Annotated in this window: 15 protein-coding genes; 8 read left to right on the top strand and 7 right to left on the bottom strand. The window is 60.2% G+C overall.

Annotated features, from left to right (window positions below; all coding sequences use genetic code 11):
* The 5 genes from WLY71_RS06885 to WLY71_RS06865 all read left to right on the top strand — a co-directional run.
* The coding region (locus tag WLY71_RS06885) for a sulfatase-like hydrolase/transferase (protein WP_347802972.1) at window positions 1-466 on the top strand (466 nt) is incomplete at its 5' end.
* Window positions 467-541: 75 nt separating this feature from the next.
* Window positions 542-1,204 carry a class I SAM-dependent methyltransferase gene (locus tag WLY71_RS06880; protein WP_347802971.1) on the top strand — a complete coding sequence of 221 codons (663 nt, stop codon included), beginning with the start codon at window positions 542-544 and terminating at the stop codon, window positions 1,202-1,204.
* 123 nt (window positions 1,205-1,327) lie between these two features.
* Complete coding sequence (gene rnd / locus WLY71_RS06875) at window positions 1,328-2,461, top strand: ribonuclease D (RefSeq protein WP_129441972.1); 1,134 nt, start codon at window positions 1,328-1,330, stop codon at window positions 2,459-2,461.
* Window positions 2,458-2,751 (top strand): YcgL domain-containing protein, encoded by a 294-nt coding sequence (locus tag WLY71_RS06870; RefSeq protein WP_007898694.1) that lies wholly within the window; start codon window positions 2,458-2,460, stop codon window positions 2,749-2,751. Before rnd ends, WLY71_RS06870 begins: the two co-directional genes overlap by 4 nt.
* Window positions 2,752-2,871: 120 nt before the next feature.
* Window positions 2,872-3,804: a D-2-hydroxyacid dehydrogenase gene (locus tag WLY71_RS06865; protein ID WP_123366771.1), complete on the top strand. Its 933-nt coding sequence runs from the start codon at window positions 2,872-2,874 to the stop codon at window positions 3,802-3,804.
* 141 nt (window positions 3,805-3,945) lie between these two features.
* On the opposite strand, the gene WLY71_RS06860 is transcribed toward WLY71_RS06865, so the two are convergent.
* Window positions 3,946-4,539: a nitroreductase family protein gene (locus WLY71_RS06860; protein WP_347802970.1), complete on the bottom strand. Its 594-nt coding sequence runs from the start codon at window positions 4,537-4,539 to the stop codon at window positions 3,946-3,948.
* Between the two features lie 165 nt (window positions 4,540-4,704).
* On the opposite strand from WLY71_RS06860, the gene WLY71_RS06855 reads away from it, so the two are divergent.
* Both WLY71_RS06855 and WLY71_RS06850 read left to right on the top strand, forming a co-directional pair.
* The gene (locus WLY71_RS06855) at window positions 4,705-5,154 is read left to right on the top strand and encodes a YcgN family cysteine cluster protein (RefSeq protein WP_007898698.1); all 450 of its coding nucleotides are present in this window, start codon (window positions 4,705-4,707) and stop codon (window positions 5,152-5,154) included.
* Window positions 5,155-5,190: 36 nt separating this feature from the next.
* On the top strand, window positions 5,191-6,420 hold the full coding sequence (locus WLY71_RS06850) for a hypothetical protein (protein WP_347802969.1): 1,230 nt from the start codon (window positions 5,191-5,193) through the stop codon (window positions 6,418-6,420).
* A gap of 127 nt (window positions 6,421-6,547) precedes the next feature.
* On the opposite strand, the gene WLY71_RS06845 is transcribed toward WLY71_RS06850, so the two are convergent.
* From WLY71_RS06845 to WLY71_RS06830, 4 genes are all read right to left on the bottom strand, one after another.
* On the bottom strand, window positions 6,548-6,925 hold the full coding sequence (locus tag WLY71_RS06845) for a YgaP family membrane protein (protein WP_347802968.1): 378 nt from the start codon (window positions 6,923-6,925) through the stop codon (window positions 6,548-6,550).
* A 92-nt stretch (window positions 6,926-7,017) separates the two neighbouring features.
* Window positions 7,018-7,488 (bottom strand): RNA methyltransferase, encoded by a 471-nt coding sequence (locus tag WLY71_RS06840; RefSeq protein ID WP_129441984.1) that lies wholly within the window; start codon window positions 7,486-7,488, stop codon window positions 7,018-7,020.
* A gap of 208 nt (window positions 7,489-7,696) precedes the next feature.
* Window positions 7,697-8,071 (bottom strand): YajD family HNH nuclease, encoded by a 375-nt coding sequence (locus WLY71_RS06835; RefSeq protein WP_056742523.1) that lies wholly within the window; start codon window positions 8,069-8,071, stop codon window positions 7,697-7,699.
* A gap of 49 nt (window positions 8,072-8,120) precedes the next feature.
* The gene (locus WLY71_RS06830) at window positions 8,121-8,807 is read right to left on the bottom strand and encodes a spermidine synthase (protein ID WP_007898703.1); all 687 of its coding nucleotides are present in this window, start codon (window positions 8,805-8,807) and stop codon (window positions 8,121-8,123) included.
* A gap of 98 nt (window positions 8,808-8,905) precedes the next feature.
* On the opposite strand from WLY71_RS06830, the gene WLY71_RS06825 reads away from it, so the two are divergent.
* Window positions 8,906-9,196: a hypothetical protein gene (locus WLY71_RS06825; protein ID WP_347802967.1), complete on the top strand. Its 291-nt coding sequence runs from the start codon at window positions 8,906-8,908 to the stop codon at window positions 9,194-9,196.
* Here the strand turns inward: WLY71_RS06825 and WLY71_RS06820 are convergent.
* Window positions 9,193-9,666 (bottom strand): Crp/Fnr family transcriptional regulator, encoded by a 474-nt coding sequence (locus tag WLY71_RS06820; protein WP_347802966.1) that lies wholly within the window; start codon window positions 9,664-9,666, stop codon window positions 9,193-9,195. The two genes, WLY71_RS06825 and WLY71_RS06820, sit on opposite strands and share 4 nt — an antisense overlap.
* 252 nt (window positions 9,667-9,918) lie before the next feature.
* Window positions 9,919-11,973 carry a S9 family peptidase gene (locus WLY71_RS06815; protein ID WP_347802965.1) on the bottom strand — a complete coding sequence of 685 codons (2,055 nt, stop codon included), beginning with the start codon at window positions 11,971-11,973 and terminating at the stop codon, window positions 9,919-9,921.
* Between the last annotated feature and the right edge of the window lie 99 nt (window positions 11,974-12,072).

Below are 12,072 nucleotides of genomic sequence, written 5' to 3'. Positions count from 1 at the left end.
CTTCACCCCGGTTTGTGAAAGTAACGCCCTGAACAATTGCAGTCGCGAAAGTATCGTCAATGGCTACGACAACACCCTGGTGTATACCGACCACGTGCTGTCCACCCTGATTGACCTGCTGCGTAACAATCAGGACAAAGTCGACACCGCGATGCTCTATCTGTCGGACCACGGCGAATCCCTGGGCGAGTACAACTTGTTCCTGCATGGCACGCCTTACATGTTGGCACCGGAACAACAAAAACACGTCGCGATGCTGGCCTGGTTTTCCGACAGCTATCAAAAGTCGTTCTCGGTGGACACCCATTGCCTGCAACTGAGTCGCGAAAAGCCCTTGAGCCAGGACAACCTGTTCCATTCGATGCTCGGTTTGCTGGAGGTCAAGAGCAAGGTCTACAACCAGGACCTGGATATGTTTGCCGGGTGTCGCGCAGCGGTGATCGACGGCGTGTTGGCCAAAGAGTGAGCGCTTCAACCTTTTTTTCACGCACCGGCCGCTAACCTGCGGCCGGTTAGAGTTTCCCCCCGAGAACCATTGCACATGTCCGCTCAACCCCCATCCGCCATCGAGCTTGAGATCGCCCGGCGCTACGATCAGGAGCACGCCCGCGTCTGTCTTCAGCCGCGATCGCGTGGCCTGGCCGGGCGGTTGACGTTCTGGCGTGACGAGCAACTGGTGCGCAACGCGCTCAAGGCTGCTGGCGAGCCGGGCCTGGTTCTCGATTTGGCCTGCGGTGTCGGGCGCTTCTGGCCGGTACTGGCCGAGCATGCAAACCGGGTGATTCTCGCAGCCGACCCGTCGCAGGACATACTCGATCATGCCCGCACCCACCATCCGCAGAACCTGCTGAAACGGGTCAAGACCTTTCAGAGTTCAGCGTTCACCATCGGCTTGTCGGCGAATGCGGTTGACTGCATTTTTTGCATGTGGCTGTTTCAACACATCGCCTGCCCCGAGCATCGTTTGGCCATGCTTAAGGAGTTCCATCGGGTCAGTCGCGATACGGTGATTGTGGCGGTACGGGTCGATGCTCATTTCAAAGGCCGGCGCACGGATGCACAGGGCGCACCGGCCCGACCGTTGGCCAGCAAGGCCGACGTGGAAGCCGAGTTCAAGCGCGCAGGTTTGCGCTTGCTCAGTCATCAGGACTTCCTGCCCGGCTGTGCGCGGATGCGCGTCTACGTACTGCGTAAGGCCGGCTAGTCTCCGCTTGTCAGACATTTCTTGCTGTTTGGCAGGCATTTTCGCTAAAGCTCTTGTTCAGTGGATGCGCGGAAATCGCCGGGGGCGATATATACTGCGCGCCATTCTTCAAGGGAGAGCCGTGTGGCCATCGATATTCACTGGATTCGCGACAACGATAGCCTCGGTCAGTTTTGCGCCGAGTGGCAGCAGCTGCCATTCGTTGCCCTCGACACCGAATTCATGCGGGTCGACACCTTTTATCCGATCGCAGGCCTGCTGCAGATCGGCGATGGCGTACGCGCTTACCTGATTGACCCGCTGAGCATCGACAACTGGCAGCCTCTGGCCGCGTTGCTGGAAAACCCGGCCGTGGTCAAAGTCGTCCATGCGTGCAGCGAAGACCTCGAAGTCCTGCTGCGCCTGACCGGCAGCCTGCCGGCGCCGCTGTTCGACACCCAGTTGGCCGCCGCTTACCTGAACCTCGGTTTTTCCATGGGGTATTCGCGGCTGGTGCAGGAAGTGCTCGGCATTGACCTGCCCAAGGGCGAGACCCGTTCCGACTGGCTGCAACGTCCACTTTCCGACACCCAAATCAGCTACGCCGCCGAAGATGCCTTGCACTTGGCGGAAGTTTTCGTACAGCTTCGTCCGAAACTATCTGACGACAAGTACGCCTGGGTTCTGGAAGACGGCGCCGAGCTGGTGGCCAACCTGCGCCGCGAAGTTGATCCGTATGAGGTCTATCGCGAAGCCAAGCTGGCCTGGAAGCTCTCCCGTGCCCAACTCGTCGTATTACGTGAACTGTGCGCCTGGCGCGAGCGCGAAGCCCGCGCCCGTGATCTGCCGCGTAACCGCATCGTGCGTGAGCATTCCCTGTGGCCGCTGGCGCGGACTCAGCCGGACAACCTCGGCGCGTTGGCGAAAATCGAAGACATGCACCCGCGTACCGTGCGTCAGGACGGCGAATTTCTGCTTGATCTGATCAAACGCTCTGGCAGTGTGTCGCCTGATCAATGGCCGCCAGCAGTGCCGGAGCCTTTGCCGGTGGACGCCGCCACGCTGGTCAAACAGCTGCGTGCGATCGGCCAGGCCGAAGCCGAGCGCCTGAACATCGCGCCGGAGCTGATGCTGCGCAAGAAAACCCTGGAAGCGCTGCTCAAGAGCGGCTATCCCAATGGTCCTTACCAATTGCCTGATTCGCTGCGTGGCTGGCGCCGCGAATTGATGGGCCAAGCGCTGCTCGACAGCCTGGCCACCGCCGGAGAACAGCCTTGAAACGTATTTGTTCCATCTATCGAAGCTTGAAGAAAAACGAGATGTACCTCTATGTGCTCAAAAGCGATGCACTGGAGCGCGTCCCGGAAAGTCTGATGGCCGCCTTCGGCAAACCGCATCACGCCTTCGACCTGGTGCTGACCCCCGAGCGCAAACTGTCGCGCGAGGACATCACCGTGGTGCTGGAAAACCTTGAGAAGCAGGGTTACCACTTGCAAATGCCGCCGGCCGAAGACGAATACATCGAACACTTGCCGGAAGAATTGCTGCGCCGCAACGACCCGATGTGATCGGCAGACAGGCTCTGTTCAGAGCCTTTATGAAACACTGGAATGATTTTGGCGATGGCCGGGGCGATGGAGCGATACTCCGTCGGCGGCCGTCTGCTCTGTTTTTGAAAGGTTTGAACCATGCGCGTTCTGATTGCTGAACACGACCACCCGGTGTACGCCCAGCTGTTGCGTCAAGCAGCGCCCGACCTGGAAGTGCTGACCAGCGGCGACTCTGCCGAACTGGCCAGCCAGGCGGCTGATTGTCCGATCTGGCTCGGTCAGCCGGACTTGCTGGCGACCTTGCTGCGTCAGGGCCACGAGCCACAATGGCTGCAATCGACCTGGGCGGGCATTACGCCGCTGCTGGCCGACGGCTTGCCTCGGCACTATCGCCTGACTCGGGCGGTAGGGATTTTCGGGCAGGTCATGGCCGAATACGTGCTGACCTACATGCTCGGCCACGAGCGCGAAGTGCTGCCGCGGCTGGTCAGCCAGGTCGAGCGTAAATGGGACAGTCGCCAGGGCCAAAGTCTGGCTGGGCGCAAAGTATTGATCGTCGGCACCGGTGACATCGGCCAGACCGTGGCGCAGTTCCTGGTGCCGTTTGGCGTCGAGTTGTACGGCATCGCCAGCGAAGCCCGCGAGCAGGCGCCGTTTGTCGAAGTCGGGGCGCTGGCTGATTTGCCGCGTCTGGTGGGTGAAGTGGATTACGTGATCAATCTGCTGCCCAATACGCCAAACACCCATGACTTGTACGACGCGGCGCTGTTCAAGCAGTTCAAGCCGACCGGGTTGTTCATCAACGTCGGGCGCGGCGTGGCAGTGGTCGATGCGGACCTGGTGGAAGCCTTGAAAGAAGGGCATCTGGCCGGCGCCGTGATCGACGTCTGCCGTCAGGAGCCGCTGCCGCAACGTCATCCGTTCTGGACCGCCTGGGGCTTGCTGTTGACCGGCCACAGCTCGGCACCGACTTCGCCATCGATGATGGTGAATCTGTTTGTCGAGAACCTGCGGGCGTATCAGGCGGGTGAGGCATTGCGCGGGGAAGTGGATTTCAATCGCGGCTACTGAAACCACCGCTTAATTGAAATTTGTGCAAAACCTGTGGGAGCGAGCTTGCTCGCGATGGCGGCGTGACAGTCAACATTGATGTTGAATGTGACAGCCTAATCGCGAGCAAGCTCGCTCCCACGTTGGTATCTGCAGTGTGGCTTACAGGGTGAAATTGCCTTCGGCGGCCAACTCGCTCAGCGGACGACGTGGGCTTGGCTCTTCACGGGCTTGGAGGTATTCCGCCAGCGTCGCTTTATCGCCCAGCTTGCCAACAGCCACCGCCGCGTGGAGGGCGTAGCCTTCAGGAATGTTCAGCTCCTTGCGGGTCAGCTCCTGATCGAAACCGGCCATGCCGTGGGTGTGCCAGCCGCTGATGCTCGCTTGCAGCGCCAGATGACCCCAAGCCGAGCCCGTGTCGAAGGTGTGCCACAACGCCGGGGTTTCTTCGGTGGCGCCAGGCACCGCGAAGGTGGTTTTCGAGATCACGATCACCAATGCCGAGGCGTGTTGCGCCCAGCTGCGGTTGAATTCGTTCAGCAGCCCCAGATAGCGCTCCCAGTTTGGCGTGTCGCGACGCGCATACAGAAACCGCCAAGGCTGCGAGTTGTAGGCCGATGGCGCCCAGCGTGCGGCTTCGAAGAAGCTCAGCAGGGTTTCTTCGGAGATCGCTTCGCCGGTGAAGGCGCGGGGCGACCAGCGGTCGGTGAACTGAGGGTGGATGGCATAGTCGGCAACGCGTGGATTGGCACTCATCAGGAGATTCCTTGCTACGTTTGAAGGTGAGGGGCGATGCAAAACCCTACTGGGCGGCGCAATAACTGACAAGCTCGTTCTACCGGCAGTCGCCAGCGCTTGGCCCACAAGGGCCTTGGCACTAGACTGGCGGCCTTTTCACCACCTGATGTTGATGCTTGAGCCATGGCCGCCAAAGTCGAACCGTTCTGGATACGCAAAACCCTCGATCAACTCGATCAAGAGGAATGGGAATCGCTGTGCGACGGCTGCGGCCTGTGCTGCCTGCAAAAGCTCGAAGATGAAGACGACAACAGCGTCTACTACACGCGCATCGCCTGCAAATTGCTGGACCTGAAAACCTGTCAGTGCACCGATTACCCGAACCGCCGCGATTTCGTCCCCGACTGCATCCAGCTCACACCGGGCAAGGCTGACGAATTCAAATGGTTGCCACCGACCTGCGGCTATCGACTGGTCAGCGAAGGCAAGGACCTGCCGCTCTGGCACCATCTGGTGTGCGGTGATCGCGATGCGGTGCACCACGAGCGAATTTCCCAGTCCGGGCGCATGCTCGCCGAAGGCAGCGTGGCCGAAGACGATTGGGAAGACCATCTGATTTTCCGGGCGGGTTAAACGCCAAGCGTATTAACGTTTCACGAAGGAGTGTGTATGGCTGTGGGATTGCGGCTGGCGTTGACCCTTGGACTATTAGTCCTGGGGTCGCCCGCGTGGGCGGCGAAGAAGGTTGATCTGGATTACCACGTGCGCCTGTTGCCGCAAAGCGATCAGGCCGAAGTGCGGATGACTCTGGCTCAGGGTTCGGCGGTGCGCAGTCTGGATTTCGACCTGGGCGATGGCAGCCACTACAGCGATTTCAACGCCGATGGCCAATGGCAGCTCACGCCGGGCAAGCAGGCCCGTGGTGTCTGGCGTCCGGCCGCCGACAAGGCCAGCCTGACCTACCGCGTACGCATCAGCCACGGGCGCAAGAGCGGCAGCTTCGATACGCGCATGACGCCAACTTGGGCGCTGATGCGCGGCGACGATCTGGTACCGGCGGCCAAACTCGATCAGCAGGACGGCATTGAGCTGGTTTCACGCCTTGAATTCGAATTGCCCACCGGCTGGAAAAGCGTCGAAACTGCCTGGCCGCGAATCGGCAAGAACAAATTCCGGGTCGATAACGTTTCTCGCTTGTTCGACCGGCCCACGGGCTGGATGCTCGCCGGCCACCTCGGTAGCCGTCGCACGCGGCTTGGGGAAACCGAGGTCACCGTCGCCTCACCGCAGGGCCAGGGCATGCGCCGCATGGATGTGCTGACGCTGCTGACCTTTGTCTGGCCGCAAGTGCAGGCGGTGTATCCTCGTCATCCCGTCAAACTGCTGATTGTCGGCGCCAACGACCCGATGTGGCGTGGCAGTCTGGGCGCGCGCGAATCGATCTATCTGAACACGCGTCTACCGCTGGTCAGCGAAAGCGGCAGCAGTGCGCTGGTGCGGGAATTGGCGCAGGTGTTCGGGCGGATCAACGATCAGCAGCGCAGTGACTGGATCAGCGAAGGATTTGCCGAGTATTACGCCATCGAACTGGTGCGCCGCGCTGGCGGCATGAGTGATGAGCGGTATGAGACTTTGCAGAAGAAGTTGGCCAAGGACAGCCAGAAGGTCAGCACATTGCGCGGTGAGCAGGTCAGCCCGGCGCAGGTGTCGAAAGCGGTCGTGTTATTGCAGGAACTGGATCGCGAGATTCGCCTGAAGACCCGCAACAAGCGTTCGCTGGATGATGTGTTGCGCGGGGCGATGCATCTGGAAAGCGTAGATACCAAGGAATTTGTTCAGCTTGCCGAAAGCGTTATTGGCGAGTCTTCCAAAGTCCTCGATACCGAGTTGCTTCAGTAACACCGCATCGCGGGCAAGCCCGCTCCCACAGTGATTGGCGGTGATCACAAATGTTGTGCGCGCCGCATAACCCTGTGGGAGCGGGCTTGCCCGCGAAGAGGCCCTAAGCCTCACTACATCTTTCGGATCAGACTCCGGTTTTAGGCGACTGCAACGAATCATTACCGGTCACGGTAGCGGTACTGGTCGCTGCTTCGGCATTCGCCTTCAACCGGTTCAGCTCTTCACCCGCCCGCTGAATCTTCGCCCGCACGTTGTTCATGTCCTGACGGCTTTTCTCCAGCAGGCTTTTCGCCGAACTGTGCCCGGTAATACCACGCGCCAGGGCCACACCGCCGATCACCACTTGAATCAACCCGAACACACCACCGCGACGCAGGCCCTTGCTGACCATCACCACGCCGCCGGCCAGGGAACCGATACGTTCCCAACCCTGCACGTTCTGCTCAGTGTGAGTCTGGAACGGGGTGGATTCGATGCGTTCTACGCGACTGAGTTCGCTCATGATCTGTCTCCTGGCTGGAATGACTGCTTCAAGAATAGATAATTAAGCTGACTGCCGAGGCGGGCGGCTTGTTCCATCGGATGTGCGGTGAATCAGCGAAATTTCGCCCCGGAGCGGGTGTTGAGTCCCTTGGACAGGCGGTCATAGAGCACGACGTTGACGGTGGCCGCCAGGTTCATGCAGCCGGTGGTCGGGATGTAGACCACGTCTTCGCACCAGTCGCGAATCTCTTTATCCAGCGAGCCGTCTTCCGGGCCGAAGATGTATAGCGCGCGGTCCGGGTGCGTGTATTCCGGCAGCGAACGGGCGCCGTCCACCAGTTCCACTGCGACCGGAACGCAGCCCAGCGGCAGGATTTTTTTCAGGTCGTCGATGCCGATCAGCGGAATGTCGTAGTGGACGCGCTTGGTGTCGGTGACGAAGTCGGCGGCGCGTTCATAGCGTTTGCCGGTGTAGAACACGGACGCCACGCCATAACAGCCAGCGGCGCGCATCACCGAACCGACGTTCTCCGGTGATTTGGGGTTATACAAACCAATGCAGCTGTACCGTTTGTCTGCCACGAGCGGGTGCCTTCGGGGAAAAAACGGCGATTATACGGGGATTGGGGGAGGGGTGTTTGGTTTGGAGATTGGTGGTGCATGGGTGACCGCTATCGCGAGCAAGCTCGCTCCCACAGGGATTGTCGGTGCATGCAATATTCGTGATCGCCGCAAATCAACTGTGGGAGCGAGCTTGCTCGCGATGAGGCCAGGTCAGGCGCTGAAGATATTACTCGTCTTTCTTCATCAGGCCGGCCAACGCCGCAAACGGGTTGTGGGTCGCCTTGGCGATTTTCGGCGAGCTCAGCGAGCCTTCACCGAAATACTGTTGATCGGTGTACCGCGAGTGTTCGTTGTCGTGGCAATACAGGCACAACAGTTCCCAGTTCGAGCCGTCCTGAGGGTTGTTGTCGTGGTTGTGGTCGCGGTGGTGCACGGTCAGTTCGCTCAGGCGCTTGCCGGAAAACTCACGGGCGCAGCGACCGCACACGTGCGGGTACATTTTCAGGGCCTTGTCGCGGTAACCCATTTCCTTGTCGCGCTGGTTGTCGGCAAGGATGCGGTCCAGTTTCGACGTGTTGGTCGGAGGTGTTGACGAACTCATGGGTTCACCTTTGTAAAAAGACTAATGACGGTATTAATCGCAGTTTAGCTCAGCCCTTGAGCTTCTCGGCAATCCAGATGGTGTGGCGGGTGCCTTTGTTGCCGTGGGCGAAGACCTGGACTTCCTCGGCCTTGAAGCCGGCCTTCTTCAGTTTGTCGGAAAACTGTCGGTCAGCGCTCGCGGACCATACGGCCAGCACCCCTTTGGGCCGCAGCGCCTTGGCGCAGGCGCTCAGGCCGCCGGCGGAGTAGAGCCAGCTGTTGGCCTTCTGGGTCAGGCCTTCGGGGCCGTTATCGACGTCGAGCATGATCGCGTCGAAACCTTGTGGCTCTGCCTGCAGGACTTTGGCCACGTCTTCCATGCGAATGACCGTGCGCGGGTCGAGCAACGGGTTCCCGGCTTTCTCGCCCAGCGGTCCACGGTTCCACTCCACCACGCCCGGCACCAGTTCGGCGACCACCACTTCAGCGGTCTTGCCCAGATGCTTGAGGGCCGAGGCGAGGGTGAAGCCCATGCCCAGGCCGCCGATCAGCACGCGCGAATTCGGCCGGCCAGCCACTTTACGGCACGGGATCTCCGCAAGAGCGTCTTCCGAGCCGTGCATGCGGGTGTTCATCAGTTGCCCGCCGTCGCCGCCCTGGATCTTGATGACAAAATCCTCGCCGTATTCGAACAGGCACAAGGCACCGCCATTTTCAGGAATTGGAGTGGTGTCGAGCAGAACGAAACGTTTCATGGGACTCACTTGAGGAGAAATTGGCATAAGAGGGGGAAGGCAAACACGCGCAGTTGGGAGTAGCCTGCAAAAAGACAACAAGGCCAACGGAGCCATTGATGAAGCGCACCATTCTAACGGTCATTGCCTTGGCCGCGCTCTCGATTACTGCAGTGCAGGCCCAGCAGTTGCAAACCATTCCGGCCAGCCCTGCGCCGCTGCCCGGTTCGCCCGGCACCGCGACCCCTACACCGTACCCGCAAATCACCCCGACCAGCGCACCCAAGGTCGGCCCCGGCAGTGGCGGTCCGCCGTTGGTGCCCATTGAAATGCCTAGCCCGCCCACCAAGGACCAGCCACTGCCGGGGCTGGAGCAAAACCCGTCGAAAGCCAAGTCACCCGGCGGTTAAACCTGCTGCGAGAGCAGTTGCCCATCGGCCATGCGCAAGCGTTTGGAGAGGGAGACGGCGAGGGCGCGGATGATTTTGGCGGCGATTTTCGGCGCATCGTTGAGCATCTTTTCCATCGAGTCCTTGCCCAGATTGAGCAACTGGCAATTGCTTGCGGCCACACAACTGGCCGAGCGGCGTTCGCCGTCGAGTACGGCCATTTCGCCGAACGCCCGACCGCTGCGCAACGTTGCCATGGTCACCAAGTGCCCTTCGCTGTTGGTTTTCTGCACCGCCACCTGGCCGGTGTGGATGATGCACATGAAGCTGCCGGCATCACCCTCATGGAAAATCTCTTCGCCCTGAGCAATGGTGCTGATGCTGAAATAACCCGAGGCCGCGGCGAAGTCCGCCGGCAGCAGTTGATCGAACAGGCCACAGTCCATCAGCCAGTCGCGAATTTCGTTGTTCAGTAAGGTCGGTTCTGACATGTCGTCACGGTCTTTTTCTTGTGTCTGTTGCTGTTCCGGTCTGGCGAGAATGTCGCGATTCTCTATAGCAGCTGCCGAAGGCTGCGTTCGGCTGCGAAGCAATCGTTAATCCGGCGTTCTCGGTTTATCTGACGAACCGCGTTGGCCGATTTTGCGACTGCTTCGCAGCCGAACGCAGGCTTCGCCAGCTGCTACAGGGAGCCGCGTCAGCCCGGTGTTCGGTGTTAAGACCGACACGCCGGGCCAAGTTCCTCAGGCGATGCCCAAAACCTTGAAAACAAATGCGTATTCGAGTGCTACGTCACGCAATCCCTGATAACGACCGCTCATCCCGCCATGCCCGGCACCCAATTCGGTCTTGAGCAGCAGAGGATTGGTGTCAGTTTTGGTCGCGCGTAATTTCGCCACCCACTTGGCTGCTTCCCAGTACTGCACGCGACTGTCGTTGTAGCCGGCGATCACCAGGGTCGCCGGATAGGCTTGCGCGGTGACATTTTCGTACGGGGCGTAGGCCTTGATCCGATCATAGACGTCCGGTTCTTCGGGATTGCCCCACTCGTCGTATTCGGTGACGGTCAACGGCAGATCCGGGTCGAGCATGGTGTTCAGCACGTCGACGAACGGCACTTCGGCAATCGCCGCACCGAACAGCTCCGGCCGCTGATTGAGCACCGCGCCGATCAGCAGACCGCCGGCGCTGCCACCGCTGATCGCCAATTGCTGTGATGTGGTGAAGCCATTGGCGATCAGGTGTTCGGTGCAGGCGATAAAGTCGCTGAAGGTGTTGTGTTTGTGTTCCTGCTTGCCGGCGCGATACCAGGCTTCGCCCAGTTCACCGCCGCCACGCACGTGAGCGATGGCGAACGCCACGCCACGATCCAGCAGACTCAAGCGGGCGTGGGAGAACCACGGGTCGAGGCTTTCGCCGTAAGCGCCATAGCCGTACATATAAAGCGGCGTCGGCTTGCCGAGGGCTTCGCGTTTGACGACGAGGCTGATTGGCACTTTCGTACCGTCAGGTGCGGTCGCCCACAGACGCTGACTGACGTAGGCATCTGCGTCGAACGGACCGAGCACCGGTGTTTCCTTGAGGACTTTCTGCTCGCCGCTGCCCAACATCAGTTGGCGGATTTGCGCCGGACGGTTCAAGGCTTCGTAGCGCAGACGGATCCTGTCGCTGACGAATTCCAGGCTGTTCTGCACGTGAAGGCTGTAGGCCGCATCCGGTAATTGCACACGGTAGCTCGGCAGGTCTTGCGGATGAACTTCGATGATAGGCAAGCCACCTTCACGCAGGCTCAGGGTCAGGGCACCGGCATTCAGGCTCATGCCTTCGATCATCACCGTGTCGCTGTGCGGGACCAGGTTCTGCCAGTCGGCCTCGGTCGGCGCCACGCCGGTGTCTACGGCGTGGTACAGGGCAAAGTTGATGCCGTCGCGATTGGTGCGAATGAACCAGGTCCATTGACCGTCGAGCGCGCCGTGGTCGACGTCGTACTCATGGTCTTCAACCCTCGGTGCGATGCAGGTAAAAGCCTGCTGCGGCTGGAACGCGTCAAGCACCCAGACTTCGCTGGTGGTTTTGCTGCCCAGGGACAGCAGCAATTGCTGCTCGGAACTGGAGCGGTAGCAATGCATGAAGAATCGACCGTCCGGCTCATGGAACACTTCTTCGGCCGCCGTACCGTCCAGCCGATAGCGGAACAGTTTGTGTGGGCGATGGGTCTCGTCCAGCTCACCGAAGAACAGCGTCAGGCTGTCATTGGCCCAAGTCATGCTGCCGTCGCAGTCCTGGAATTCCAGTTCGCTGACACGGCCGTTGGACAATTCCTTCACGAACAGCGTGTAAATCTCATCGCCCGTGGCGTCGATGCTGTAGGCCAGACGCTGGTGGTCCGGGCTGATACTGAAGGCGCCCAGGGAAAAGAAGCCGCCTTTGGCCAGTGCATTCGGGTCCAGCAGCAGCTGTTCCTGGCTTTCATCGAGCTGCAGGCTGTCATCGGCCGGGCGTGGGCAGCGGTAGTGACGGGCGTATTCATCACCCGCCGTGGTGCGCGTGTAATACAGGTACGGACCCCAGGGGGAGGGCAAGGACAGGTCGGTTTCGAGAATCCGGGCCTTGATCTCTTCGAACAGGGTTTCACGCAACCCGGCCTGATCGGCGGTTTGCGCCTCTTGGTAGCGGTTTTCCGCTTTCAGGTAGTCGAGCACCGCGTCGGTGTCGCGCTCCTGCAGCCAGGCATACGGGTCGTCGCCTTCGGCCTTGTGGGCAATGGGAGCGTCGGAAACGTTGACGGATAGGGGCATGAAGGACTCTCGAGCATTTTACGAAATGGGGTTCGCAGACGGCGGGCAAGCCTGACGTGCGAAAAGTCGTTACTATAAGCGCCTCTTTGCCTGCCTTGC

This window comes from Pseudomonas rossensis (genome assembly GCF_039888995.1).
Classification (GTDB): domain Bacteria; phylum Pseudomonadota; class Gammaproteobacteria; order Pseudomonadales; family Pseudomonadaceae; genus Aquipseudomonas; species Aquipseudomonas rossensis.
This window is presented reverse-complemented; position numbering and strand designations above follow the sequence as displayed.

Coding starts and splice junctions, on each gene's coding strand:
- WLY71_RS06880 (WP_347802971.1), top strand. CDS start 542: ATGTCCGCTCAACCCCCATCCGCCATCGAGCTTGAGATCGCCCGGCGC.
- WLY71_RS06865 (WP_123366771.1), top strand. CDS start 2,872: ATGCGCGTTCTGATTGCTGAACACGACCACCCGGTGTACGCCCAGCTG.
- WLY71_RS06860 (WP_347802970.1), bottom strand. CDS start 4,539: ATGAGTGCCAATCCACGCGTTGCCGACTATGCCATCCACCCTCAGTTC.
- WLY71_RS06855 (WP_007898698.1), top strand. CDS start 4,705: ATGGCCGCCAAAGTCGAACCGTTCTGGATACGCAAAACCCTCGATCAA.
- WLY71_RS06850 (WP_347802969.1), top strand. CDS start 5,191: ATGGCTGTGGGATTGCGGCTGGCGTTGACCCTTGGACTATTAGTCCTG.
- WLY71_RS06845 (WP_347802968.1), bottom strand. CDS start 6,925: ATGAGCGAACTCAGTCGCGTAGAACGCATCGAATCCACCCCGTTCCAG.
- WLY71_RS06835 (WP_056742523.1), bottom strand. CDS start 8,071: ATGAGTTCGTCAACACCTCCGACCAACACGTCGAAACTGGACCGCATC.
- WLY71_RS06830 (WP_007898703.1), bottom strand. CDS start 8,807: ATGAAACGTTTCGTTCTGCTCGACACCACTCCAATTCCTGAAAATGGC.
- WLY71_RS06825 (WP_347802967.1), top strand. CDS start 8,906: ATGAAGCGCACCATTCTAACGGTCATTGCCTTGGCCGCGCTCTCGATT.
- WLY71_RS06820 (WP_347802966.1), bottom strand. CDS start 9,666: ATGTCAGAACCGACCTTACTGAACAACGAAATTCGCGACTGGCTGATG.
- WLY71_RS06815 (WP_347802965.1), bottom strand. CDS start 11,973: ATGCCCCTATCCGTCAACGTTTCCGACGCTCCCATTGCCCACAAGGCC.